The organism is Stenotrophomonas sp. K-6 (assembly GCF_056861555.1).
The window spans coordinates 2,501-25,499 of the sequence record NZ_JBSPUC010000001.1 but is presented as its reverse complement, the minus strand read 5'-3'; the positions used below and the strand labels follow the sequence as shown (position 1 = coordinate 25,499).

General features: G+C 65.7%; 14 protein-coding genes and 2 rRNA genes (1 of these 16 only partly in view). 6 read left to right on the top strand and 10 right to left on the bottom strand.

Features of this window, described 5'->3' with window-relative positions; translation table 11 throughout:
• Positions 1 to 68: 68 nt before the first annotated feature.
• The 4 genes from AC13F7_RS00100 to glyQ form a co-directional block, all read right to left on the bottom strand.
• Positions 69 to 3,911, bottom strand: coding sequence for a translocation/assembly module TamB domain-containing protein (locus AC13F7_RS00100; protein WP_482998867.1), 3,843 nt, complete (start codon positions 3,909 to 3,911; stop codon positions 69 to 71).
• Positions 3,908 to 5,692: an autotransporter assembly complex protein TamA gene (locus tag AC13F7_RS00095; RefSeq protein ID WP_481470474.1), complete on the bottom strand. Its 1,785-nt coding sequence runs from the start codon at positions 5,690 to 5,692 to the stop codon at positions 3,908 to 3,910. The genes AC13F7_RS00100 and AC13F7_RS00095 overlap by 4 nt, the downstream gene beginning before the upstream one ends.
• Before the next feature lie 284 nt (positions 5,693 to 5,976).
• On the bottom strand, positions 5,977 to 8,073 hold the full coding sequence (glyS, locus tag AC13F7_RS00090; protein ID WP_482998866.1) for a glycine--tRNA ligase subunit beta: 2,097 nt from the start codon (positions 8,071 to 8,073) through the stop codon (positions 5,977 to 5,979).
• On the bottom strand, positions 8,070 to 8,981 hold the full coding sequence (glyQ, locus tag AC13F7_RS00085; protein ID WP_482998865.1) for a glycine--tRNA ligase subunit alpha: 912 nt from the start codon (positions 8,979 to 8,981) through the stop codon (positions 8,070 to 8,072). The genes glyS and glyQ overlap by 4 nt, the downstream gene beginning before the upstream one ends.
• A gap of 81 nt (positions 8,982 to 9,062) precedes the next feature.
• On the opposite strand from glyQ, the gene AC13F7_RS00080 reads away from it, so the two are divergent.
• The 3 genes from AC13F7_RS00080 (at position 9,063) to AC13F7_RS00070 (ending at position 12,628) form a co-directional block, all read left to right on the top strand.
• Complete coding sequence (locus AC13F7_RS00080; protein ID WP_482998864.1) at positions 9,063 to 10,901, top strand: GspE/PulE family protein; 1,839 nt, start codon at positions 9,063 to 9,065, stop codon at positions 10,899 to 10,901.
• Positions 10,873 to 11,592, top strand: a complete 720-nt coding sequence (locus AC13F7_RS00075; RefSeq protein ID WP_482998863.1) for a glutamine amidotransferase — start codon at positions 10,873 to 10,875, stop codon at positions 11,590 to 11,592. The genes AC13F7_RS00080 and AC13F7_RS00075 overlap by 29 nt, the downstream gene beginning before the upstream one ends.
• A gap of 136 nt (positions 11,593 to 11,728) precedes the next feature.
• Entirely contained in the window at positions 11,729 to 12,628 is a 900-nt protein-coding gene (locus tag AC13F7_RS00070) for a BPSS1780 family membrane protein (RefSeq protein ID WP_070470085.1), read from the top strand.
• A 45-nt stretch (positions 12,629 to 12,673) separates the two neighbouring features.
• Here AC13F7_RS00070 and tatC read toward each other — a convergent pair whose 3' ends face one another.
• From tatC to AC13F7_RS00050, 4 genes are all read right to left on the bottom strand, one after another.
• A complete protein-coding gene (tatC, locus tag AC13F7_RS00065; RefSeq protein ID WP_102788725.1) occupies positions 12,674 to 13,423 on the bottom strand; it encodes a twin-arginine translocase subunit TatC in 750 nt (249 codons plus the stop codon).
• Positions 13,420 to 13,965, bottom strand: a complete 546-nt coding sequence (tatB, locus tag AC13F7_RS00060; RefSeq protein ID WP_482998862.1) for a Sec-independent protein translocase protein TatB — start codon at positions 13,963 to 13,965, stop codon at positions 13,420 to 13,422. Before tatB ends, tatC begins: the two co-directional genes overlap by 4 nt.
• A 15-nt stretch (positions 13,966 to 13,980) precedes the next feature.
• Positions 13,981 to 14,208, bottom strand: a complete 228-nt coding sequence (gene tatA / locus AC13F7_RS00055) for a Sec-independent protein translocase subunit TatA (RefSeq protein WP_019185586.1) — start codon at positions 14,206 to 14,208, stop codon at positions 13,981 to 13,983.
• A gap of 75 nt (positions 14,209 to 14,283) precedes the next feature.
• Positions 14,284 to 15,180, bottom strand: a complete 897-nt coding sequence (locus tag AC13F7_RS00050; RefSeq protein WP_482998861.1) for a lipid-binding SYLF domain-containing protein — start codon at positions 15,178 to 15,180, stop codon at positions 14,284 to 14,286.
• Between the two features lie 166 nt (positions 15,181 to 15,346).
• On the opposite strand from AC13F7_RS00050, the gene hemH reads away from it, so the two are divergent.
• The 3 genes from hemH to AC13F7_RS00035 all read left to right on the top strand — a co-directional run bounded on the left by hemH (position 15,347) and on the right by AC13F7_RS00035 (position 19,313).
• Positions 15,347 to 16,309: a ferrochelatase gene (gene hemH / locus AC13F7_RS00045; protein WP_482998860.1), complete on the top strand. Its 963-nt coding sequence runs from the start codon at positions 15,347 to 15,349 to the stop codon at positions 16,307 to 16,309.
• Positions 16,306 to 17,154, top strand: a complete 849-nt coding sequence (locus tag AC13F7_RS00040; RefSeq protein ID WP_482998859.1) for an alpha/beta fold hydrolase — start codon at positions 16,306 to 16,308, stop codon at positions 17,152 to 17,154. The genes hemH and AC13F7_RS00040 overlap by 4 nt, the downstream gene beginning before the upstream one ends.
• A 428-nt stretch (positions 17,155 to 17,582) precedes the next feature.
• Positions 17,583 to 19,313: a methyl-accepting chemotaxis protein gene (locus AC13F7_RS00035; protein ID WP_482998858.1), complete on the top strand. Its 1,731-nt coding sequence runs from the start codon at positions 17,583 to 17,585 to the stop codon at positions 19,311 to 19,313.
• 672 nt (positions 19,314 to 19,985) lie between these two features.
• On the opposite strand, the gene rrf is transcribed toward AC13F7_RS00035, so the two are convergent.
• Positions 19,986 to 20,100, bottom strand: a 5S ribosomal RNA gene (gene rrf, locus AC13F7_RS00030).
• A gap of 126 nt (positions 20,101 to 20,226) precedes the next feature.
• A 23S ribosomal RNA gene (locus AC13F7_RS00025) occupies positions 20,227 to 22,999 on the bottom strand; it runs 106 nt beyond the window's last position.

The window sequence follows — 22,999 nt, the reverse complement described above, 5'->3', positions numbered from 1 at the left end:
ACCTTAGCCACTGAGGCCCCGCAGGGCAACGGCCGATGGTCAGGGGCGCCTGAACCACCGGCCGCAGCTTATTTCTCCCGCCGCCAGTTCAGCGACCCGCGGTTCTCCACCGTGCTCGATTCCAGCTCCACATCGAAGCCACGGCGCAGCAGGTACTTCAGCGTCAGCACCGAGCCACTGCCGACCAGCGACACGCCGTAGCCGATGTACAGCTTGGGCGAGATGTATTTGCCGAAACCGATCACCGAGCCGCCCAGCGCGCGCGACTGGCTCACGCCGGCGTCGTCCAGGCCCAGCTTGGCGCCCAGCTGGGAGGCGAGCAGGCCGCTGCCGGCCGACAGCGCGGCCGAGGCCGCGTTGACCTGCTGGGCCTGATCGCTGCTGGCACCGGTGAGGCTGCGACCCAGCACCAGGTAGGCCAGTGCCTCGGACTGCGACATCGCCGGTTCCGACCACACATCCACGCGCGGCGACTGCGCCCGCCCGGTCACGTCGATGCCGGCGGTGACATCACCGACCGTGCGCTGGGCCCGGATGTTGATGCGCGGATCGGAGACCGCGTTGTAGTTCCAGTTCAAGTTGCCGCGGGTGATGGTCAGGTCCTGTCCGTAGGCCTTGTAGCGCCCACTGACTTCCAGCCCGCCGTTGGCGGTCATCTCCCGCCCCGGGCGTGCCCATACCTGCATCTTGCCGGTCAGCGCGCCCTTCAGGCCGAACCCGGCCATCTTGACCTTGTCACCCAGGCTCACGGTCAGGTCCATGTCCAGCGGCGAGCTGGGGCCCTCTTCCGGATCGACCGGATCCAGCACCACCACGTCTTCAGACACCGAGGTGCCACGGTCCAGCCGCTCCAGGTCCAGATCCGCTTCGGGCACGTGCACGGTGCCACGCAACTGCATCGCGCTGCCGGCCAGGGTGAAATCCAGGTCCGGATTGGCGATCACGCGCAGCTCGCTGGTGTTGGCCAGCAGCACATTCTCGCCGTGGATATGCAGCTGCAGCGGCTGTGCATCGCCGAACCACGACAACCCGCCATCGACGTACAGCGTGCCCTTGCCGGAGTTGGCCTGGGCGGTGATCTTGGCCGAGCCGTCCGGCTGCGCGGTGAAGCTGCCCTTGCCTTCGGCGAAGGTCAGGCCGAGCGCGGGGAACTCGCCGTTGAACCTGCTCAGCGTGGCCTCGCCACCCAGTGAGGGCGTGCCACGGGTGCCGCGCAGGCTGACGTGGCCTTCGATCAGGCCGGTCGGGCGCACGATGTCGGGCGAGAACAACTCCAGCCAGTACAGCCGCGCGATGTTCATGTACAGCTCGCCGGTCAGCGGTGCGTTGGCATCCCAGCCGGTCTGCACCTTGGCATCGACGAAGCCGTCGCCCTGGAAACCGACACCGAGCTTGGCGTTGATCTGCTGCGGGGTCATCTCCAGGTTCACCGAGAACTGGTCGTAACGCACCAGTTCGCCGCGTGCGTTGTCGCCCAGGCGTACCCCACCTTCGCGCGAGGTGACCGAGGCACTGCCTTCCCACGCGTTGCCGCGCGGGCGGATGCGCCCATCCAGATTCACTTCACCGCGCAGGAAGATGCGGCGTCCGGACTGCGGCGGCAGCCATGGCTGCACCAGCGACAGCGGCAAGGCATCGCCGCGCACCAGCAGGCCTTCGCGCGGCCAGTTCGCGCTGGCGCACAGCGCGCCGCCGGTGGCGGCCCCCAGGCACGCATCGCTCAGAGTGACGTTGCTGCCCTGCACGCTGAAGGTGGCCGGTGCACGCAGGCTCCAGGCATCGCCCTTGACCGGTGCGATACGCAGCGCGGTCAGATCGCCGCGCCAGGCCTGGCCCTGCTGGCGCACGCCACCTTCCAGCGCGACAGCACCCAGCTCGTTCTTCGTCTGTGCATCCAGGCGCAGGTTGGAGAGGCTGCCGCGGGCATTGACGTTGAGCGTGTCCAGCAGCATGCCGACCTGGACCTTGCTGCCCTGCACCGCCAGCGTGCCACTGTCGCCCTGCCACGGCAGGCGCCCCTTGATGCTGATCGCCTCGGCGCTCCAGTCGTCCCAGCGCAGGCCACTGCCAACCAGATCGGCGGTGATGTCCGGCGCGTTACGTGCGCCCTTGATCAGCACGTGGCCGCGCAGGCTGCCGCTGCTGTTGGGCAGCAGGTCAGCGAGCTGCACCGGCTCCAATTGCGCATCGATATCCAGGCGGTCACCCACCGAGCCCTTGGCGGTCAGGCGGCTGGTGCCCAGCGCCAGCCGGAGGTTGCCCTCGCCCTGCTCGCCGCGCAGCGCGAACTTGCCCTGTGCATCCAGCGCGCGCTTGCGCAGCGTGCCCTTGATGCCGGGCACATCGACGGTGGCTTCGTAGCTGCCAGCGGTACCCGCCGGACTGCCGGCCGGCGGCGGCAATTGCCGGCCCTTCGAGGCAAACGAACCGGACAGCTTGCCGTCCCAGCCCGGCGCGAAGTAGCCCGGATCGAAGCCGGCCAGTTTGGCGGCCACGTCCCAATCCAGCTGCGGCGCCCAGGCCACCTGCCCGGTCACGTCGAGCGAACCGCCCGGCGTGCTGGCCTGCAGCTGTTTGATCACCGCGGCCTGGTCATTGCCGCGCACGTCGAACTGCAGATCGGCCACCTGCTTCTCGCGTTCCACCGAGGCACGGCCGACCGCCGCCCACGCCTTGAGCGTGCCGGCCAGGCCCATGCGTGCTTCCTTGAGCGTCACCGGCACCGGCGCGGCAGCGCCCGGGGTGGTGGTATCGGCAGGAGGCACGAAGGTGAGGTCGTTGGCGACGATGGAGAAGCGCAGGCTGGCGTTTTCCTTGTCGGTGAAATCAGCGATGCCTTCCAGCCGCGCCTGGCCACCAAAGCCCTTCACCTGCAGCGGCGACACGGTCAGTACTTGGTCGGCCAGGCCGACCTTGGACGGTGCCAGTTCCACCGCGATGTCGCCCTGCTTGAAGCTGCCCTGCAGATTGGCCTGGCCACCCTTGCCATCGGCCTGCACATCCAGCGCCATCGGCGTGCTGGTGCTCGCGTCCATCCCCGGCACCAGCAGCGCCAGGTCCAGTTCCTTGCTGCGCGCAGCGAGTTTCCACACCGGGTCGGTGCGGCCATCAAAGACCAGGCTGGCCTGCAGCGGCGCCGGCGCGTTGCCGGCGATCGCCACTTCCATATGCCCCAGGTCGCCACGTGCAACCAGGCCCAGGCGCGCCGGGGTACGCCCGCGCGGGGCCGGCATCAGCGCGCCGAGGGTGATGTCGGTGTCGTAATCGCTGCGTGGCAGATAATGCCCGTCCACGCGGAAATCGCCGTAGCTGCTGTCCACGATCAGCTGGCGCGCGCGGAATTCGCCATTGGCGATCTCCAGGCCACCGCGCACCTTGGCGATGTCGATCAGCGGCTGCTGCGCCTGGGTGATGCGGAAGCCATCGATGATGATGGTGTCGGCCTGGATCGCCAGCGGCATTTCGATCTGCGGCAGCGAGTCCGGCCACGACGGCAGCTCAAACGGCTCATCGCTCTTGGCCAGGTTCAACGTGGCGTTCTTGATCTGCAGCGCATCGAGCTGGAGCTTGCGGCCCAGCAGCGGCCGGATGTCCGGATCCAGGTACGCCCGTTCGGCCGTGAAATGGATGTCGTCGTAGCGGAAGTCCAGATCGTGCAGCACCAGCGGCCCGGCGACCGGGCCATCCACCTTGCTCCAGGTAAGCGAGGCGCCGACCGGCAACCGCGCCACCACCTGGGCCAGCAGCACATCACGGCCGGCCACGGTCTGCAGCAGCCAGTACACCAGCAGCAGGGCCAGCAACACCAGGCCGAGCACGGTGAAACCCGACCACGCCCAGAAGCGGCGCTTGCGGTAGAAACGCACGCGCGGCGGCGGCGTGGCAGGTGCGGACGGCGTCGGCGTACTCACAGGTCCGCTCCGATGTTCAGGTACAGCTGGAACTGCGAATCCGGGTTGTTCAGGCCATGCGCGATATCCACGCGCACCGGGCCCACCGGCGATTTCCAGCGCACGCCGAAGCCCACGCCGGTATGCAGGTCGATGGTGTTGTCGAACGCGCTGCCGGTATCGACGAACACCGCCGCGCCCCACGGCCCGCCCTTGAAGTAATGCTCATACTCGGCCGAACCGACCACCAGGTTCTTCGCGCCGAGCGCGTACTTGTCCGGCGGTGCGGTACGCGGGCCGACTTCGCGGAAGGCATAGCCGCGGATGCTGCGGTCGCCACCGGCGAAGAAGCGCAGGCTGGGCGGCATCGCGACCAGATCGCTGGTCCAGGTGGTGCCACCTTCGCCGCGCAGGATCAGGCGGTCGCTGTCGCCGATCGGCACATACCAGCGCAGCACCATGTTGGCCTGCACGAAACTGGTGTCCGAACCAGCGCCCTCGACGCCGCCACGCAGCGTCGCGCTGCCGCTGATGCCGCGGCGCGGGAACATGTCATCGTCCACGTTGACGTAGTCGGCCACCAACTGCGGGTAGACCAGCGTGGACGTGTTGTAGACCGCATCGGTGAACTCTGTGCCGGAGGCGTAGCGCCAGCGTTCGCGCAGCGCGTTGATCGAGGCGATCGCGGTCCAGTACTCGTTGATTTCACCGCTGCGGCTGGCCGACAGTTTGAAGTTGCGCAGGTCGATGTAATCGGTCTGCTCGTCATAGGCGCTGGCGGTGAACGCATACCAGCCGTCCAGCCAGGCAAAGCCCGGGATGCGGTAGCTGGTGACCAGGCTCTTGCGCTTCTGCGCATAGTCGAGCTGGGTGTTCATCTTGTGGCCGCGGCTGTTGAGGAAGCGCCGCTCCAGGCCGCCGCGCACACCGGCGCCACTCTCGCTGCCGTAGCTCAGGCCGGCGGTGTAGATCGTGCGCTTGGCGCGGGTCAGGTTGACGTCCACCGGCACATCGCCGTTCTCGTCGGCCTGGTCCGGGCGCGGCTGGATGTCGATCACGCTGAAGTAATCCAGCTTGGTGAGCGACTCGCGCAGGCGGTCCAGCTTGCCTTCGTGGAAGTAGCTGCCTTCATCCCAGTACACCAGCGGGTCGAACAGCTTGTCGACGAAGTAATCCTGGTGGAAACGGATCTCGCCCATGTTGTAGCGGCGGCCGCTGTCCCAGGTGAGATCGACGTCGGCGGCGTTCTCGGCGCGGGTGATCTGGACCTGGCGCTGGGTGAAGTCGGCATCGAAGTAACCGCGCTCGGCCAGGCGGCGGGTCACCTTGATCTTGCTGGCTTCGTATTCGGTGTGTTCGAAACGCTGGCCCTTGCGCGGCTTGAAGTTCTCCAGGTCTTCCTGCAGGTACTGATCCAGCTGGGCCGGGCCGGTGATGTCGATGTGCTCGCGGCGGACCAGGGTCGGCGGCCCTTTCTCGACCTGGATCACCACGCGCAGGTTCTCACCTTCGCGTGGGCTTTCCACGGTGATGGTCGGGTTGTAGTACCCGAACGGCTCCAGCGCCTCGCGGGTCTGGCGCTCGGCCTGGGACAGCAGATACTCCAGCCGCGACTCGCCCTGGACCTTGCCGATGGTGTCGTACAGGGACAGCGAGACCTCGATGTTCTCGATCATCTCGGCATCGTCGCCCTTGTCCAATCCTTTGATGTCCACTTTCTCGATGGTCCCCCGTGCATGTGCCACCGAGACGGTGGCAAGGGACAGGAACATCAGCGGAAGGGCGAATTTCGTTGGCTGCATGGCGACAGCATAACGGCCCATCGCGAGCATGCGAAATCGGCGTGGCTGTTTCAGAAAGGCAGTGAAGACGCCGTTAAATTCCGCGAGAAAGTCGCTTGTGTCATAGGCGGTGTGATCGATGACAACACGTCATCGGACAGAAGCGTCCGCAACACAACAGCGGCATCAAATGACGCTTCCAGCACGAATCTCGCAGGGTGCCGCCCTCCCGGAAACGCAGAAGGCGCGAACGGCCCACGCCGTCGCGCCCTCTGGTCCACCGCGGGGCGCCCGGCCCCGCCGCGTCAGTTGGACAGGTGTTCGATCGCCGCCACGCTGCCCAGGCGGTCGCCCAAGCGCTTGAGCAGGGCCAGGCGATTGGCCCGCAGAGCGGGATCCTCGGCATTGACCATCACCGCATCGAAGAACGCATCCACCTGCGGGCGCAGGCGCGCCAACCGGTTCAACACGCTCACGTAGTCCTTCTGGTGCAGGCTGGCGTTGCTGTCATCGATGGCCGCTTCCACCGCTTCGGCCAGTTCGCTTTCGGCCGGCTCGGCCAGCAGCGCCGGGTCGATCATGCCCGGGATCTCGCCCTCGGCCTTGCGCAGGATGTTGCGGATGCGCTTGTTGGCCGCGGCCAGCGCCTCGGCTTCCGGCAGCGCGGCGAAGGTGCCGATGGCATCGATGCGGCGGTCGAAGTCATACAGCGAGACCGGCTTCAGCTCGGCCACCGCGTTGAAGTGCGTGGCCGGCACGCCCTTGTCGGCGTAATAGCCGCGCAGACGATCGATCACGAAGTCGTACAGCTCCTGCGGCAGCGCCTCGGTCTTGCGCTCCGCATTGGGCTGCACGCCTGCCGGCAGGCCGGCGATGGTGGTGCCGATCAGCGCGCGCAGATCCAGATCGAACCCGCTCTCGATCACCGTACGCGCCAGGCCCAGCGCGTTGCGGCGCAGCGCGAACGGATCCTTGTTGCCGGTCGGCTTCAGGCCCGCGGCAAAGCCACCGGCCAGCGTGTCCAGACGCTCGGCGATGGCCAGCACCTTGCCCAGCGGCGAGAGCGCGATGTCATCCCCACCGAAGCGCGGCTGGTAGGCCTCGTCGATGGCCAGCGCGACCTCGGGCGACTCCCCCCCGACCACGGCGTAATGCCGGCCGGCGATGCCCTGCAGCTCCGGGAACTCGTTGACCATGCGCGACTGCAGGTCGTTCTTGGCCAGCACCGCGGCGCGCTTGGCCAGCACCGGCTCGACGCCCACCTGCGGCGCGATGGCCTCGGCCAGGGCGGCCACGCGGGCGACCTTGTCGGCGACCGAGCCCAGCTTGGCCTGGTAGGTGACGGTCTTCAGGCCGTCGCCCATCGATTCCAGACCCTGCTTCAGATCTTCGTCGAAGAAGAACTTGGCATCGGAGAAGCGCGGACGGATCACGCGCTCGTAGCCCTTGGCCACTTCGGCCACGTCTTTGGATTCGATGTTGGCGATGCCGATGAACTTCTCGGTCAACTTGCCGCCGGCATCAAGCACCGGGAAGAACTTCTGGTTGATCTCCATCGTCTCGATCAGCGCTTCCTGCGGCACCGCCAGGAACTCGCGCTCGAAACTGCAGAGCACCGGCGCCGGCCATTCGACCAGGTTGACCACCTGTTCCAGGTTGTCCGGGGTGATGCGCGCCTGGCCGCCGGCCTGCGCGGCCGCCGCATTGACCTGCTCGACGATGCGGGTACGGCGCGCGTCGGCATCGACCAGCACGTAGGCGGCCTGCAGCGAGGCGACGTAGTCCTCCGGCGTGCTCAGCCACACGGTCTTGTCATGCATGAAGCGATGGCCGCGGCTCATGCGGTCGGCCTTCAGGCCCAGCACCTCGGCCTCGATGATGTCCGGGCCGTGCAGCAGCACCAGCCAATGCACCGGGCGGGCGAAACCGTAGGTGTGGCTGCCCCAGCGCATCGGCTTGGGGATCGGCATCGCGGCGATCGCCTCGCGCAGGATCTCCGGCAGCAGGGTCGCGGTGCGCGCGCCCGGCGTGGTGGAGCGGTGCACGAAGCGCTCGCCCTTGGCATCGCTGGTGCGCTCCAGCGCGGTCCACTCGATCCCGGCCTTGGCCGCGAAGCCCTGCAGCGCCTTGGTCGGCTGACCCTCGGCGTCCAGCGCGATGTTCAGGTACGGGCCCAGCACTTCGCTGTGCTGTTCCGGCTGTTCCACCGCCACGCCGGGCAGCAGCACGGCCAGGCGGCGCGGGGTCGACAGCGGCTTGGCATCGCCGCGTTCAATGGTCACGCCACGCTTGGTCAGGCCATCCACGACGCCATCGAAGAAGGCCTGGGCCAGGCCCGGCAACGCCTTGACCGGCAGTTCTTCGGTCCCCAGTTCAATCAGCAGCGGCTGCATCGTGCTCATGCCTGTACCTCCTTGGCGGCCACAGCTTCCAGGCGCTTGGCCTCGTACAGCCTGGCCACGGCCTGGGCCAGCGCGCGCACGCGCAGGATGTAGCGCTGGCGCTCGGTCACGCTGATCGCGCGGCGCGCATCCAGCAGGTTGAACGCATGGCTGGCCTTGCAGACCTGCTCATACGCCGGCAGCGGCAGGCCGACATCCACGAGCTTCTGTGCTTCTTTTTCGCAGGCATCGAAGCGATGGAACATTTCGTCCACGTCGGCGTATTCGAAGTTGTAGGTGCTCTGCTCGACCTCGTTCTGCAGGTACACATCGCCATAGGTGACCGGGGTGCCATCCGGACCGTAGGTCCAGATCAGGTCATAGACGTTGTCGCAGTTCTGCAGGTACATGCACAGGCGCTCCAGACCGTAGGTGATCTCGCCGAGTACCGGCTTGCACTCCAGGCCGCCGGCCTGCTGGAAATAGGTGAACTGGGTGACTTCCATCCCGTTCAACCACACTTCCCAGCCCAGGCCCCAGGCGCCGAGGGTCGGCGATTCCCAGTTGTCCTCGACGAAGCGCAGGTCGTGCACCAGCGGATCGATGCCCAGCGCCTTGAGCGAATCCAGGTAGAGCTGCTGGATGTTGTCCGGGCTCGGCTTCATCGCCACCTGGTACTGGTAGTAGCGCTGCAGGCGGTTGGGGTTCTCGCCGTAGCGGCCGTCGGTGGGGCGGCGCGACGGCTGCACATACGCGGCATTCCAGCTTTCCGGACCGATCGAGCGCAGGAACGTGGCCGGGTGGAAGGTGCCTGCACCCACCTCCAGGTCCAGCGGCTGGATCAGCACGCAGCCCTGCTGCGCCCAATACTGGTTGAGGGTCTGGATCAGGCCCTGGAAAGTGATCGGAACGTTCGGGATCGCGGACATGCGGCGGATTCTTGCCTGCAGAAGGGGTGCGCTAGTATAGCGACCGACCGCACGGGCCTTCCGTGCCTGGGGAAACGGAGGATGGATCCACGCCTGCCAGCGGCGTTTGCCAGCGTCCCTGAGGGGGTCCTCCCCCTGCCACACGGGCGCCTCGATTTCGACCAGGTCGCTGCAGCACTGGTCGCCGATGGCCTGGTCGCCGCCGCCGATCTGGAGCGCATCCGCTTCTCCGCCCCGGGCGCACGCAACGCCAGCGAGGTCCATCCACTGGTCCTGCTGGCCAACCTGAAGCTGGGCGCCAGCGCCGGTGGCGAGCTCGGCCTGGAGCGCCTCAGCGAGTGGCTGGCCCAGCGCGCGGGTGTGCGCTACCTGCGGGTGGACCCGACCCGGGTCGACGTGTCGGCGGTCACCGGCCTGGTGTCCCACGCCTATGCCCGCCGCCACCGCTTCCTGCCGCTGGCCGTGGACAGCGAGCGCGTGCTGGTCGCCACCAGCGAGCCGCTGGCCCAGGAATGGCTGCGCGACCTGCAGCACCTGAGCCGTCGGCGGATCGAGCTGGCGATGGTCAATCCGCTGGATTTGCACCGCTACACCATGGAGTTCTACGGGGTGACGCGCTCGGTGCGCGGTGCCCGTGGCGACGTGCGGGGTGAGGCCAATGCCGCCCTGCCCAGCTTCGAGCAGCTGGTCGAGCTGGGCCGCGCCGGCGACGTCAACGCCGACGACCAGCACATCGTGCACATCGTCGATTGGCTGCTGCAGTACGCCTACGAGCAGCGCGCCTCGGACATCCACCTGGAGCCGCGCCGCGACATGGGGCGCATGCGTTTCCGCATCGATGGGGTGCTGCACAAGGTGTTCGAGGTGCCGCCGGCGGTGATGACCGCCGTGGTCAGCCGGATCAAGGTGCTGGGCCGGATGGATCTGGCCGAGCGCCGGCGCCCGCAGGACGGCCGCATCAAGACCCGCTCGCCCGGTGGGCGCGAGGTGGAAATGCGGCTGTCGACCATGCCCACCGCGTTCGGCGAAAAGTGCGTGATGCGCATCTTCGACCCGGATGCCGCCTTCAAGAGCATCGATCAGCTCGGTTTCAGCCCGCAGGAGGCGGCCGGCTGGACCGCGCTGGTCGAGCGCCCGCACGGCATCGTGCTGGTCACCGGGCCGACCGGCTCGGGCAAGACCACCACCCTGTATTCCACGCTGAAGCGGCTGGCCACCCCGGACGTGAATGTCTGCACGGTGGAAGACCCGATCGAAATGATCGCCCCGGAATTCAACCAGATGCAGGTGCAGACCAACATCGACCTGGATTTCGCCAGCGGCGTGCGCACCCTGCTGCGGCAGGACCCGGACATCATCATGATCGGCGAGATCCGCGACCTGGAGACCGCGCAGATGGCGGTCCAGGCCTCGTTGACCGGCCACCTGGTGCTGTCCACCCTGCACACCAACGATGCGCCCTCGGCGATCACGCGCCTGCTCGATCTGGGCGTGCCGCATTACCTGCTCGCCTCCACCCTCAACGGGGTGCTGGCCCAGCGCCTGGTGCGCACCCTGTGCACCCGCTGCAAGGTGCCCACGGTGCTCTCGGCCGAGCAATGGGCGGTGCTGACTGATGCCGATGCAGCATTACCTCAGGCGCCCACGCCATATGCGCCGGTCGGCTGCATCGACTGCCGACGCACCGGTTTCCTCGGCCGCGTGGGGCTGTATGAGTTGCTGCCATTGGGTTCCAGCCTGCGCCGGCACATCCGCGCCGACATGGATCTGGCCGCCTTCAACCGTGCCGCACGTGCTGAAGGGGTACGAACCCTGCGTCGCGCGGGGCTTGAAAAGGTAGCGGCAGGGCTGACTACAATCGAGGAAGTCCTCTCGGTCCTGCCTCCCCCGGATGAATTCCGCCCCGTTCCTGATTCTTGAAACCGGCCAACCCGTCGCCTCGCTGCGCCGCTACGGGCGGTTTTCGCACTGGATCCGGGTCGCGGCCGGGCTGGATGCCGACGAGACCGTGGTGGTGGATGTCGAGCATGGCGGCGCCCTGCCCAGCCACCGTGATTTTGCCGGCGTGATCGTCAGCGGCTCGGCCGCCTACGTCACCGATCGCGCCGAGTGGAGCGAACGCAGCGCGCAGTGGCTGCGCGAAGCCGCCCACGACGACCGACCGGTGTTCGGCATCTGCTATGGCCACCAGCTGCTCGCGCACGCGCTGGGCGGCGAAGTCGCCTACAACCCGGCCGGGCGCGAGTCCGGCACGATCGAACTGGCGCTGGATCCGTCGGCGGTGGACGATCCGCTGTTCGGCGGCCTGCCCGCGCGCTTCCCAGCCCACGCCACCCACCTGCAGACGGTGCTGCGCGCACCGGAAGGTGCCGCGATCCTGGCGCGCTCGGCGCAGGACAACTGCCATGCTTTCCGCTGGGGCGCGCATGCCTGGGGCGTGCAGTTCCATCCGGAGTTCGCCACCCACCACATGCGCGGCTACGTCCGCGCCCGCGCCGAGTGCATCCGCCAGCACGGCGGCTGCGCGCGCAGTGTCGCCCGCGACGTCAGCGCCGCGCCGCTGGCCCGCCAGCTGCTGCGCCGTTTCGTCCGCCAGGCACGCAACGCCTGAGGCCGGCGCGGGGCCGTCATCCGGGCGCAACGCAGCGTCCGCGCCGTGCAGGGCGGCCTTCAGGTCACGCGCCGGGAAAACAGGGATAATCGACCGCAATCGGGCGTTCGCGCCTCCTCCCCTGTCCCGGAATGTTATGAGCGAGATTCGCAAGCTGCCGGCCTCCGCCGGCGCGGAATGGCTGGTGTCGGGTTTCACCCTGCTGCGCAAGGCGCCGCTGGCGCTGGGCCTGCTCGGCGTGATCTGGGCCGTGGCCGCGTTGCTGGTGATGTCGCTGGCGATGGTCAGCCCGGCGCTGAGCACGCTGGCGCAGCTGTTGATGGCACTGGCCGGCCCGCTGTTCTTCGGCGGCCTGGTCTGGGCGGTGCGCGAAGTCGACCAGGGCCGCGTGGCGCAGCCGTCGCACCTGCTGCAGGGCCTGCATGAAGGCCGCGCGTTGAACCTGCTCGCCTCGCTGCTGCCGCAGTTGGTGGCCGGCCTGTTCCTGGGCGTGCTGTTGCTGGTGTTGATCGGCAGCAGCGGCCTGCAGCACCTGAGCGAGGTGATGGTGCAGCTCAATGCGATCAGCCAGTCCGGCGCGCAGCCGGACCCGGCGCAGATCGAAGAGTTGATGGCGAGCCTGCCGGCGATGCGCATCCTGCTGTGGCTGGCGCTGGTGGTGGTGACCTTCCTGGCGATGGCGCTGGCGCTGTTCACCCTGCCGCCGCAGGTAATGTTCGAGCACCGCAACGGCCTGCAGGCGATGCGCCTGAGCCTGCGCGCCTGCCTGCACAACGTGCTGGCGATGCTGGTGTTCTTCCTGCTCGCCTTCGTGGCAGTGTTTGCGATCTACTTCGGCGTGATGCTGGTCGCGCTGATCGCGCAGTTGATCGGCGGCACGATGCTCGCGCTGTTCGTGGCGCAGCTGCTGCTGATGGGCGTGGTGATGCCGGTCTTCGCCGGTGCCATCTACACGGCGTGGAAGCAGATGTTCGGCCAGCAGGGTCCGCAGACTCCGCCGCCGATGCCGGGCCCGAACAACGTGTTCGCGGCCTGATCCACACAAAAAACCCCGGCCTAGGCCGGGGTTTTTGTTTGTGCCTTACTCTGGCTGCTCTTTCCCACCCGGGCGCGGCACCAGCCAGCGCGCGGCGTGGATGCCCAGCTCGTAGAGCAGGCACATTGGAATGGCCAGCATCAGCTGCGAGACCACGTCCGGCGGCGTCAGCACCGCGGCCAGCACGAAGATGCCGACGATCGCGTAGCCGCGACCTTCCTTGAACTGCTGCGGCGTGATCCAGCCCAGCAGCACCAGGATCACCATCGCCACGGGCAGCTCGAAGCTGGTGCCGAAGGCGAAGAAGATCGCCAGCACGAAATCCAGGTAAGCGGTCGCATCCGGCGTGATCGCAATCACCTCCGGGCGGAAGGTGGTCAGGAAGTGGAACACTGCCGGCAACACCAGGAAATACGCGAACGCGCAGCCCAGATAGAACAGCAGCACCGACGAGGCCAGCAATGGCACCGCCAGGCGTTTTTCACGGGCATACAGGCCCGGCGCGACGAACGACCACAGCTGGAACAGCAGCCACGGCACGGCGATGAACACCGCCACGAAGAACGTCAGTTTCAACGGCGCGAAGAAGGCGCCGGCCGGGTTGGTCGCGATCATCGTCTGCCCGTTGGGGAGCTGCGAGATCAACGGTTCGGCGATCATCGTGTAGATCTGTCGCGAGAATGGCATCAGGCCCAGCAACACCACGCCCAGGCCGATCAACGCGCGCACCAGGCGCGCACGCAGTTCGATCAGGTGTTCGACCAGCGAACTCTCGTTGCTCTCATGCTCGCTCATCGCGGTGCCTCTTGGTTCGGCAGCGTGGGCGCAGGCGTCGGTGGCGCGGTGTCCGTTGACGCTGGCGGGGCCGCCGGCACGTCCGCACGCGGCGCGCTGCCATCGATGCCCGGCGGCGCCATCGCATCACGCGGCGGCTCGACCGCCTCGGGGGCCACCACATGCTGGGCCACGCTGGCCGGGGAACCTGGCGCGGGGCCGGTCATCACCGGTTCGTCCTCCGCAGCGGCAGCCGCAATGCCATCGCCATGCTGCGCCACGTCCTGGCGCATCTGCTCGGCCTCGCGGCGCACCGCTTCGCCACTGGCGCGCAGCTGCGACTCGGTATCGCGCATCGAGGTCTTCACATCATCGAACTGCCGCTTGATCTCTTCGGCGTGCAGCTCGCGTTCGAGCTCCTGCTTCACCGAATCCCACTGGTTGCGCGCGCGGCGCACCCACAGCCCGGCGAAACGGGCTGCCTTGGGCAGCCGCTCGGGGCCGAGGACGACCAAGGCCACCACCGCGATGACCAGCAGTTCACTGAAACCGATATCGAACACGCCAAGCCGCCCTGATCAGCGCGGGTCGCGGTCGTGCTCGGTCTGCGACGTCGTCGTCGAGTCCTGCGGACGCGAGCTGTCGCTGAGCTGCGCGTTCGGCTTGTCCTCGTCGCGCATGCCCTTCTTGAATTCCTTGACGGCGCTGCCAAGGTCCTTGGCGCCGCTGGTCAGTTTCTTGGTGCCGAACACCAGCAGAACGATGACCAGCACGACCAACCAATGCCAGATGCTGAAACTGCCCATGAGCCGCTCGCGTTACGTAGTGATCAGACGGTTGAGCATAGCGCACCGGCGGTAAGCCGGCGCGCGTGACAAAAGTCAGTTGCCGTCCAGCGATTCGGTACGGACTTCACCGTCGCCGACCGGCTGGAAGCCCTGCTGCGCGGCCGGTTGCGCCGGCACGGACTGCAGCGGGGCGGTGGTCGCGCCAGCGGCAGCCGGGGCCGGTGCCTGTTCAGGGTGAACCGGCACGACGGCGGCGCGCGGCGCAGCGGCCGGCGCTGGGGCATTCCCCGCGGTGCCACGCTTCTCCCGGGCCGTATAGGTGGCTTCTTCCAGGCGATCCCGGAAGGCGACCACGTCCGCCGACGGCGGCTCGCCGACACGGCCTTCAAAGACCATGCGCGGCGTGGTGTTGCTGCCGTAAGCGTCCAGGTTGGCGGCATCGTCGATCTGCAGCACCGCGCCATCCAGCGCGACACCGGCGAACAGGCCGCGGGCGCGCGACCAGGACCAGATTTCGGCCTTCAGCTGGCCATCGGTGGCGGCGGCGGCGTTGCGGCCGACCGGACCCGCGGCGACGCCGGCATCGGCGCCCAGGGTGAACTTGCCGTTGACGAGATTGTCCAGGCTGCGGTCGTTGCGGAACACCAGCACCACGTCGGAGGACTGCACACCGGCCTGGAAGCCGATGCTGCCGCCGGTGAGCTTTACGAACACCGGGTTGGACCAGCTGCCATCGGGGGTCTTGACCGACATCAGGCCATGGCCGCGACGGCCACCGATCACCAGACCGGCCTTGATCGTGTCGGGAATCACGATGACTGCGCGGCCTTCGTCGAGCAGCTTGTCCGGAATGCCCTGCTCGGGGATATCCTGGATTTCGTTCAGGACGCGCACCGCGTTGCGGGCGCGCTGATCCTCCTGTGGCCCGGCCATCGCCTGGGTCGACAGCAGGCTGGCGGAGATCAGCAGTACAAGGCTGAGACGGCGCATGGTGGGCTCCAGAAGGTCTACGTAGACAAAGATAAAGCAACTGCCCGACGTTAGAAGGCTTGCGATGAATCCGCAATGAGTGATCCGGGCCATCGATATGCATGCTGGATCGCGTTCATCGTCCAAATCCATCCCGCCGATCGCGCAGACCTGCGAGAATGCCCCCATGCTCGACGCACCCGACACCGCCGTGCTGGCGGTCAATCTAGGCACGCCCGAGACGCCAACCGCCCCGGCGGTGCGTCGCTACCTGGCTGAATTCCTCAGCGATCCGCGCGTGGTCGCGATTCCGCCGCTGTTCTGGAAACCCTTGCTCTACGGGCTGATCCTGCCACTGCGCAGCGGTCGTTCGGCCGCCAAGTACGCCCAGGTCTGGCTGCCGGACGGCTCACCGCTGATGGTCTACACGCGGCGCCTGGCCGAGGCCATGCAGAGCCTGATGCCCGATCTGCGGGTGCGCCATGCGATGCGCTACGGCGCTCCCGCGCTGCCGGCCGAGCTGGACCGGCTGGCCGCCGAGGGGATGAAACGGATCGTGGTGCTACCGCTGTATCCGCAGTATTCCACGACCACCACCGCCTCGATCGAGGATCAGGTGCGCGAATGGCAGCCCAGACACCCCGGGGTCACCGTCACTCTCGTGCGCGATTACGCGGTCGATCCGGACTGGGTTGCCGCCGTCGCCGGCAGCATCCGCCAGTGGTGGGAGCAGCACGGCCGTGGCGAGAAGCTGGTGTTCTCCTTCCACGGCATTCCGCAGCGCCTGGCCGATGCTGGCGATCCGTATCCGCAGCGCTGCGAAGCCAGCGCACACGCGATCGCCCAAGCGCTGGAGCTGGCCGACGACGCCTGGCAGCTGACCTACCAATCGCGTTTCGGCCGTGAGAAATGGCTCCAGCCCTACGCCGAACCCACCCTGTGGGCGATGGCCGAAAACGGCGTGCGCAGCATGGACGTGGTCTGCCCCGGCTTTGCCACCGACTGCCTGGAAACCCTGGAAGAAGTGGCGATGGGCTTCACCGAAACCGTGGCCGAGCGCGGCGCCACGATGCGCTATATCCCCTGCCTCAACGACGCGCAGGCGCATGCACTGGCGCTGTCGCGGCTGAGCATCGCGGCGCTGGCATGACGCTGCAGCCGTTCTCGCTGTCGGTCGCAGGCACCGCCGTGGCCGGCCTGCGGTCGGCTGAGACCGGTGGCACGCGTGTCCTGGCGCTGCACGGCTGGCTCGACAACGCCGCCAGCTTCGTGCCGCTGGCGCCGCAGCTGCCGGAGCTGGAGCTGGTGGCGATCGATCTGCCCGGCCACGGTCACAGCGCGCACCTGCCACCGGGCACGCAATACAACACGCCCGGTGCGATCTGCCACGTGCTCGATGTCGCCGATGCGCTGGGCTGGGACCGCTTCGTGCTGCTCGGGCATTCGATGGGTGCCGGCATCGCCAGCCTCACCGCAGCGGCGGCACCGGAACGGGTAGAGCGCCTGATCGCGATCGAGGCACTCGGCGGCCTGCGCGGCCCGGAGAATGAGACCGCACAGCGTCTTCGCGAACACGTGCGCGCCGCGCGGGCGCTGTCCACCCGCAAGCTGCGGGTGTTTCCCGATCTGGCCGCACCGATCCGCGCCCGCATGATGGCCAACCAGCTCAGCGAGCCGTGCGCGCGTCTGCTGGTCGAGCGCGGCGTCAAATCTGTTGAAGGCGGTTACAGCTGGTGCAGCGATCAGCGCCTGATGCTGCCGACCGCGATGCGCCTGAGTGAAGCGCAGATCGACGACCTGCTGGCGGCGATCGAGTGCCCCACCCAGGTGATCTACGCGACACCGGCGCAGTCGTATTACCCCGAACCGTTGCGCAGCGAACGCATCGGTCTGCTGCGTGACGGGCGGCTGGCGGTGTTCCCGGGTACGCATCATCTGCACATGGAACATCCAGACGTGGTGGGCGAGGTAATCAGGCGCTTCCTCGCCGAATGACACGCTTCACGTAGGCGCACGTCAGGCGCCACATCGCGACGGTCCGGCGCGTGTCCCTGTAGCAGCGTGTGTTGACCGGCCTATGTCACGCCACTCAACTTTTCCGTTTCCAGGCCGATACCAAGGATGCAGCCCGGCATGCGCGGTCTGCACCGCCGCTTGCTCCGCCGTTGCGAAGCCGCGTATCCATCAGGGCTTCCAGGGAAGGTCGTAAGCAATGTCGGATTGGCCGCGCCACTGCCCACCGGGCCGCGCCGTGCCGGTGGCACCTGCCGCCATGGCACGCATGCATCCACGCGCACCGAGGCTGCGCCCACACCCCTCTCATTCCGCTGCCACGCCCACCGCACTGCCGGTGTCTGGGGTGGCATCCGCCTGTGCGTCTGCGCGCGACGGATTCCCTGCTTTCTACTGATCCTGGAGTCGCTATGTCCGCCATTTCCCATGCCCCGCCCCGTCCGCCGGACCACGCGCTGCGCTCCGCGCTCCGCACCGACACAGTGTGTCTACTCGCTGCAGGTGTGTTGTTGCTGGTTTCGCTGGTCATCGCGGTTTGGCAACGACAGCCATGGTCCGTGCTGCCGCTCGCGATGGGGGCGGCGCTGCTGTGGGTGCTGGCGACGCGAACCCGGCGACAGGCGTTGGCGCTGGCCCGCGCTGAAGAACGCGCGATCTTGGCGGTTGCCGAGCTCACGCAGCGCCGCCAGGCCGCGGACGTCGTCCATCAGCACGACAGCCAGGTCCGCCAGGCCCTGGACGTCTCGCGCACCGCGATGATGATCGCCGACAACGATCACGTGATCCGCTACGTCAACCAGTCGGTGGTGACCCTGCTGCGCAACCAGCAGGCCAGCCTGCGCGAGGCCTTTCCGGACTTCGATGCCGAGCGTCTGGTCGGCAGCAGCATCCATCGCTTCCATGCCAATCCGGACCGCATCCGCGCCATCCTCAATACCTTGATGGCCACCCACCATGGCCGTGTCCGGATCGGCCCGGTGCACTTCGCCCAGGTGGTGACGCCGGTCTTCGATGCGCAGGGGCATCGGCAGGGCTTCGCGGTGGAGTGGCATGACCGCACCCATGAGCTGCTGTTGGAGAACGCGGTGGCGGGCATCGTCGACGCCGCCAGCAAGGGCGATCTCGATCGCCGTCTACAGGCCACCGATGGCGGCGCCAGCTTCCTCAATGGCCTGACCGGCGGCATCAACCAACTGCTGGACAGCGTGGGCGGCACGGTCGGTGAGATCCGCCGGATGCTGTCGGCGCTGGCCGACGGGGATCTGGATCAACGCATGCAGGGCGATTTCCACGGCTCGTTCGAGGCCATGCAGCGCGACGCGAATGCAACGGCGCAGCAGCTGACCGCGATGGTCGAGCGCATCAAGCAGTGCAGCGGCTCCATCTCGCTGGCTGCCAGTGAGATCGCCAGTGGCAACGATGATCTGTCCGAGCGTACCGAGCGCCAGGCCGCGCACCTGGAAGAGACCGCGGCCTCGATGGAGGAGCTGACCTCCACGGTGCGCCAGAATGCCGAACATGCACGTCAGGCCAGCTCACTGGCCCACGGTGCACACGACGTCGCCTCGCGCGGCAGCCACGTGGTCAGCCAGGTGGTAACGACCATGGATGGGATCCAGACTGCATCACGCCGAATCGGCGACATCACCCGCGTGATCGACGGCATCGCCTTCCAGACCAATATTCTTGCCCTCAACGCCGCCGTGGAAGCCGCACGCGCAGGTGAGCAGGGTCGCGGCTTTGCGGTGGTCGCCAGCGAGGTGCGCATTCTCGCCCAGCGCTCGGCCGATGCGGCCAAGGAGATCAAGAACCTGATCGATGCCTCCGTGGTGCAGGTCGCCGAGGGCGCGCGCCTGGTGCAGGACGCCGGCCAGACCATGGGCGAGATCGTCAGCAGCGTGGCCAGCGTCAGCGGCATCATGGCCGAGATTTCATCGGCCTCGCAGGAGCAGGCCGCGGGCATCGATCAGGTCAACCAGACCGTGGCACAGATGGACGATGCCACCCAGCAGAACGCAGCGCTCGTTGAGGAAGCCAGTGCCGCCGCACGCTTGCTGGAAGCGCAGGCGGCCGACCTCACCCAGGCGGTGGCGGTGTTCCGCCACCGGGGTGAGACCGCGCGCCAGCCTGCGCTGGCCTGATCTGACATTCAAGCTGCAGACGCTACGGCGATTGCAGCCGCCAGGCGGCGATCGTCTCGACCGCCTGGCCACCCAAGGCCCCGGCAGTCCGGTCCGTAGCGAACGCCCCAACAGGCCAGCCCGACGGCATCTGCACGGCAGACGGTGCGTTGGTCCATGAGCCGTTGCAGCGACGCTACGTCGCTGCCGGCGCACAGCAGCTGATGCGACAGCACTGATCAATCCGATGTGACCGCATGCCCGCCCGCGGCCTACGCGCGGCATCGGTGCCTGGGTGCCATGCGGTCACACCATTCCAGATAGATTGCGCACCGTTGCAGACAGCGTGGCCTAACCGCGGCAGGCGTTGACTGATCGCGTGGGGGGCGCGGCTGGATCGGTCGGGCGTTGGGCCACGATACCCTTGCCGGCGACGCCTCCGGACGCCGCCTTGCGGCGACGGCCGGGGGGACATTTGCCGAGGGGCCTGCCGGTCGCTGCGGGGCCCTTACGCTCGCGGAAGACCCAAGCGGAGACACCCCCAGATCCAGATGCGCTGCGCATGGACTACACCGCCGCCTCGTATGACCAGGCGATCTGCTGATGGCCCTTAAAAGGAAGCATTTCCCAGCCGCTGAGCGAAGAACAAAAAGAAAACCCCGCTGCGTGAGCAGCGGGGTTTTCGGGTAAAAACCCTGGCGATGACCTACTCTCGCATGGCTTAGGCCACACTACCATCGGCGCAGCTGCGTTTCACTTCCGAGTTCGGGATGGGATCGGGTGGTTCCACAGCGCTAATTTCACCAGGGAGACAGTTGGAGCGTCGCCATCCTAAAGAAACGGATTAAGGCGCCTGCCTCTCGTAAGTCTTGTGACGTAGCGTGCACTTGGGATCTATCGACATGTCATGTCGGCCAAGGCAACTTGAGGTTATATGGTCAAGCCACACGGATCATTAGTATCAGTTAGCTCAATACATTGCTGTACTTACACACCTGACCTATCAACCACATAGTCTATATGGTTCCTTCAGGGGGCTTGTGCCCCGGGAGATCTCATCTTGAGGCGCGCTTCCCGCTTAGATGCTTTCAGCGGTTATCGCTTCCGAACATAGCTACCCGGCAATGCCACTGGCGTGACAACCGGAACACCAGAGGTTCGTCCACTCCGGTCCTCTCGTACTAGGAGCAGCCCCTCTCAAATCTCCAACGCCCATGGCAGATAGGGACCGAACTGTCTCACGACGTTCTGAACCCAGCTCGCGTACCACTTTAAATGGCGAACAGCCATACCCTTGGGACCGACTACAGCCCCAGGATGTGATGAGCCGACATCGAGGTGCCAAACACCGCCGTCGATATGAACTCTTGGGCGGTATCAGCCTGTTATCCCCGGAGTACCTTTTATCCGTTGAGCGATGGCCCTTCCATACAGAACCACCGGATCACTAAGTCCTAGTTTCCTACCTGCTTGATCCGTCGATCTTGCAGTCAAGCACGCTTATGCCTTTGCACACAGTGCGCGATGTCCGACCGCGCTGAGCGTACCTTCGAGCTCCTCCGTTACTCTTTAGGAGGAGACCGCCCCAGTCAAACTACCCACCATACACGGTCCCCGATCCAGATTATGGACCTAGGTTAGAACGTCAAGCACGACAGGGTGGTATTTCAAGGATGGCTCCACCACAGCTAGCGCCATGGTTTCATAGCCTCCCACCTATCCTACACAGACGAACTCAACGTTCAGTGTAAAGCTATAGTAAAGGTTCACGGGGTCTTTCCGTCTTGCCACGGGAACGCTGCATCTTCACAGCGATTTCAATTTCACTGAGTCTCGGGTGGAGACAGCGCCGCTGTCGTTACGCCATTCGTGCAGGTCGGAACTTACCCGACAAGGAATTTCGCTACCTTAGGACCGTTATAGTTACGGCCGCCGTTTACTGGGGCTTCGATCAAGAGCTTCGCCTTGCGGCTGACCCCATCAATTAACCTTCCAGCACCGGGCAGGCGTCACACCCTATACGTCCACTTTCGTGTTTGCAGAGTGCTGTGTTTTTGATAAACAGTCGCAGCGGCCTGGTTACTGCGGCCCTCTTCAGCTATAGCTCGCATGAGCCACCAAAAAGGGCGCACCTTCTCCCGAAGTTACGGTGCCATGTTGCCTAGTTCCTTCACCCGAGTTCTCTCAAGCGCCTGAGAATTCTCATCCTACCCACCTGTGTCGGTTTACGGTACGGTCTGCGTAAGCTGAAGCTTAGGAGCTTTTCCTGGAAGCGTGGTATCAGTGACTTCGCCTTAAAGGCTCGTCTCGGTGCTCGGTCTTAAAGGATCCCGGATTTGCCAAAGATCCAAACCTACCGCCTTTCCCCCGGACAACCAACGCCGGGTACACCTAACCTTCTCCGTCCCTCCATCGCACTTACGCGAGGTGCAGGAATATTAACCTGCTTCCCATCGACTACGACTTTCGTCCTCGCCTTAGGGGCCGACTCACCCTGCGCCGATTAACGTTGCGCAAGGAAACCTTGGGCTTTCGGCGTGCGGGTTTTTCACCCGCATTATCGTTACTCATGTCAGCATTCGCACTTCCGATACCTCCAGCAGACTTCTCAATCCACCTTCAACGGCTTACGGAACGCTCCTCTACCGCGTACATATAAATATGCACACCCCAAGCTTCGGTTCACTGCTTAGCCCCGTTAAATCTTCCCCGCAGACCGACTCGACCAGTGAGCTATTACGCTTTCTTTAAAGGGTGGCTGCTTCTAAGCCAACCTCCTGGCTGTCTGTGCCTTTCCACATGGTTTTCCACTTAGCAGTGAATTTGGGACCTTAGCTGTGGGTCTGGGTTGTTTCCCTTTTCACGACGGACGTTAGCACCCGCCGTGTGTCTCCCATACAGTCCGTCTCGGTATTCGGAGTTTGCAATGGTTTGGTAAGTCGCGATGACCCCCTAGCCATAACAGTGCTCTACCCCCGAGAGGATACATATGAGGCGCTACCTAAATAGCTTTCGAGGAGAACCAGCTATCTCCGGGTTCGATTAGCTTTTCACTCCTAATCACAGCTCATCCCCGTCTTTTGCAACAGACGTGGGTTCGGGCCTCCAGTACCTGTTACGGCACCTTCACCCTGGCCATGACTAGATCACCCGGTTTCGGGTCTACTGCCCGCGACTATGCGCCCTTATCAGACTCGGTTTCCCTTCGCCTCCCCTATACGGTTAAGCTTGCCACGAACAGTAAGTCGCTGACCCATTATACAAAAGGTACGCAGTCACTCTTTCGAGCTCCTACTGCTTGTACGCACACGGTTTCAGGATCTATTTCACTCCCCTCTCCGGGGTTCTTTTCGCCTTTCCCTCACGGTACTGGTTCACTATCGGTCGGTCAGTAGTATTTAGCCTTGGAGGATGGTCCCCCCATGTTCAGACAGGGTTTCACGTGCCCCGCCCTACTCGTCTTCACTGGAGTGGCCCTTTTAAATACAGGGCTATCACCTTCTATGGCCAGCCGTTCCAGGCTGTTTTTCTAGAACCATTCCAGCTTAAGGGCTAGTCCCCGTTCGCTCGTCGCTACTCAGGGAATCTCGGTTGATTTCTTTTCCTCTGGTTACTTAGATATTTCAGTTCACCAGGTTCGCTTCCAGCAGCTATGTATTCACTGCAGGATACCCGCAAGCGGGTGGGTTTCCCCATTCGGACATTAC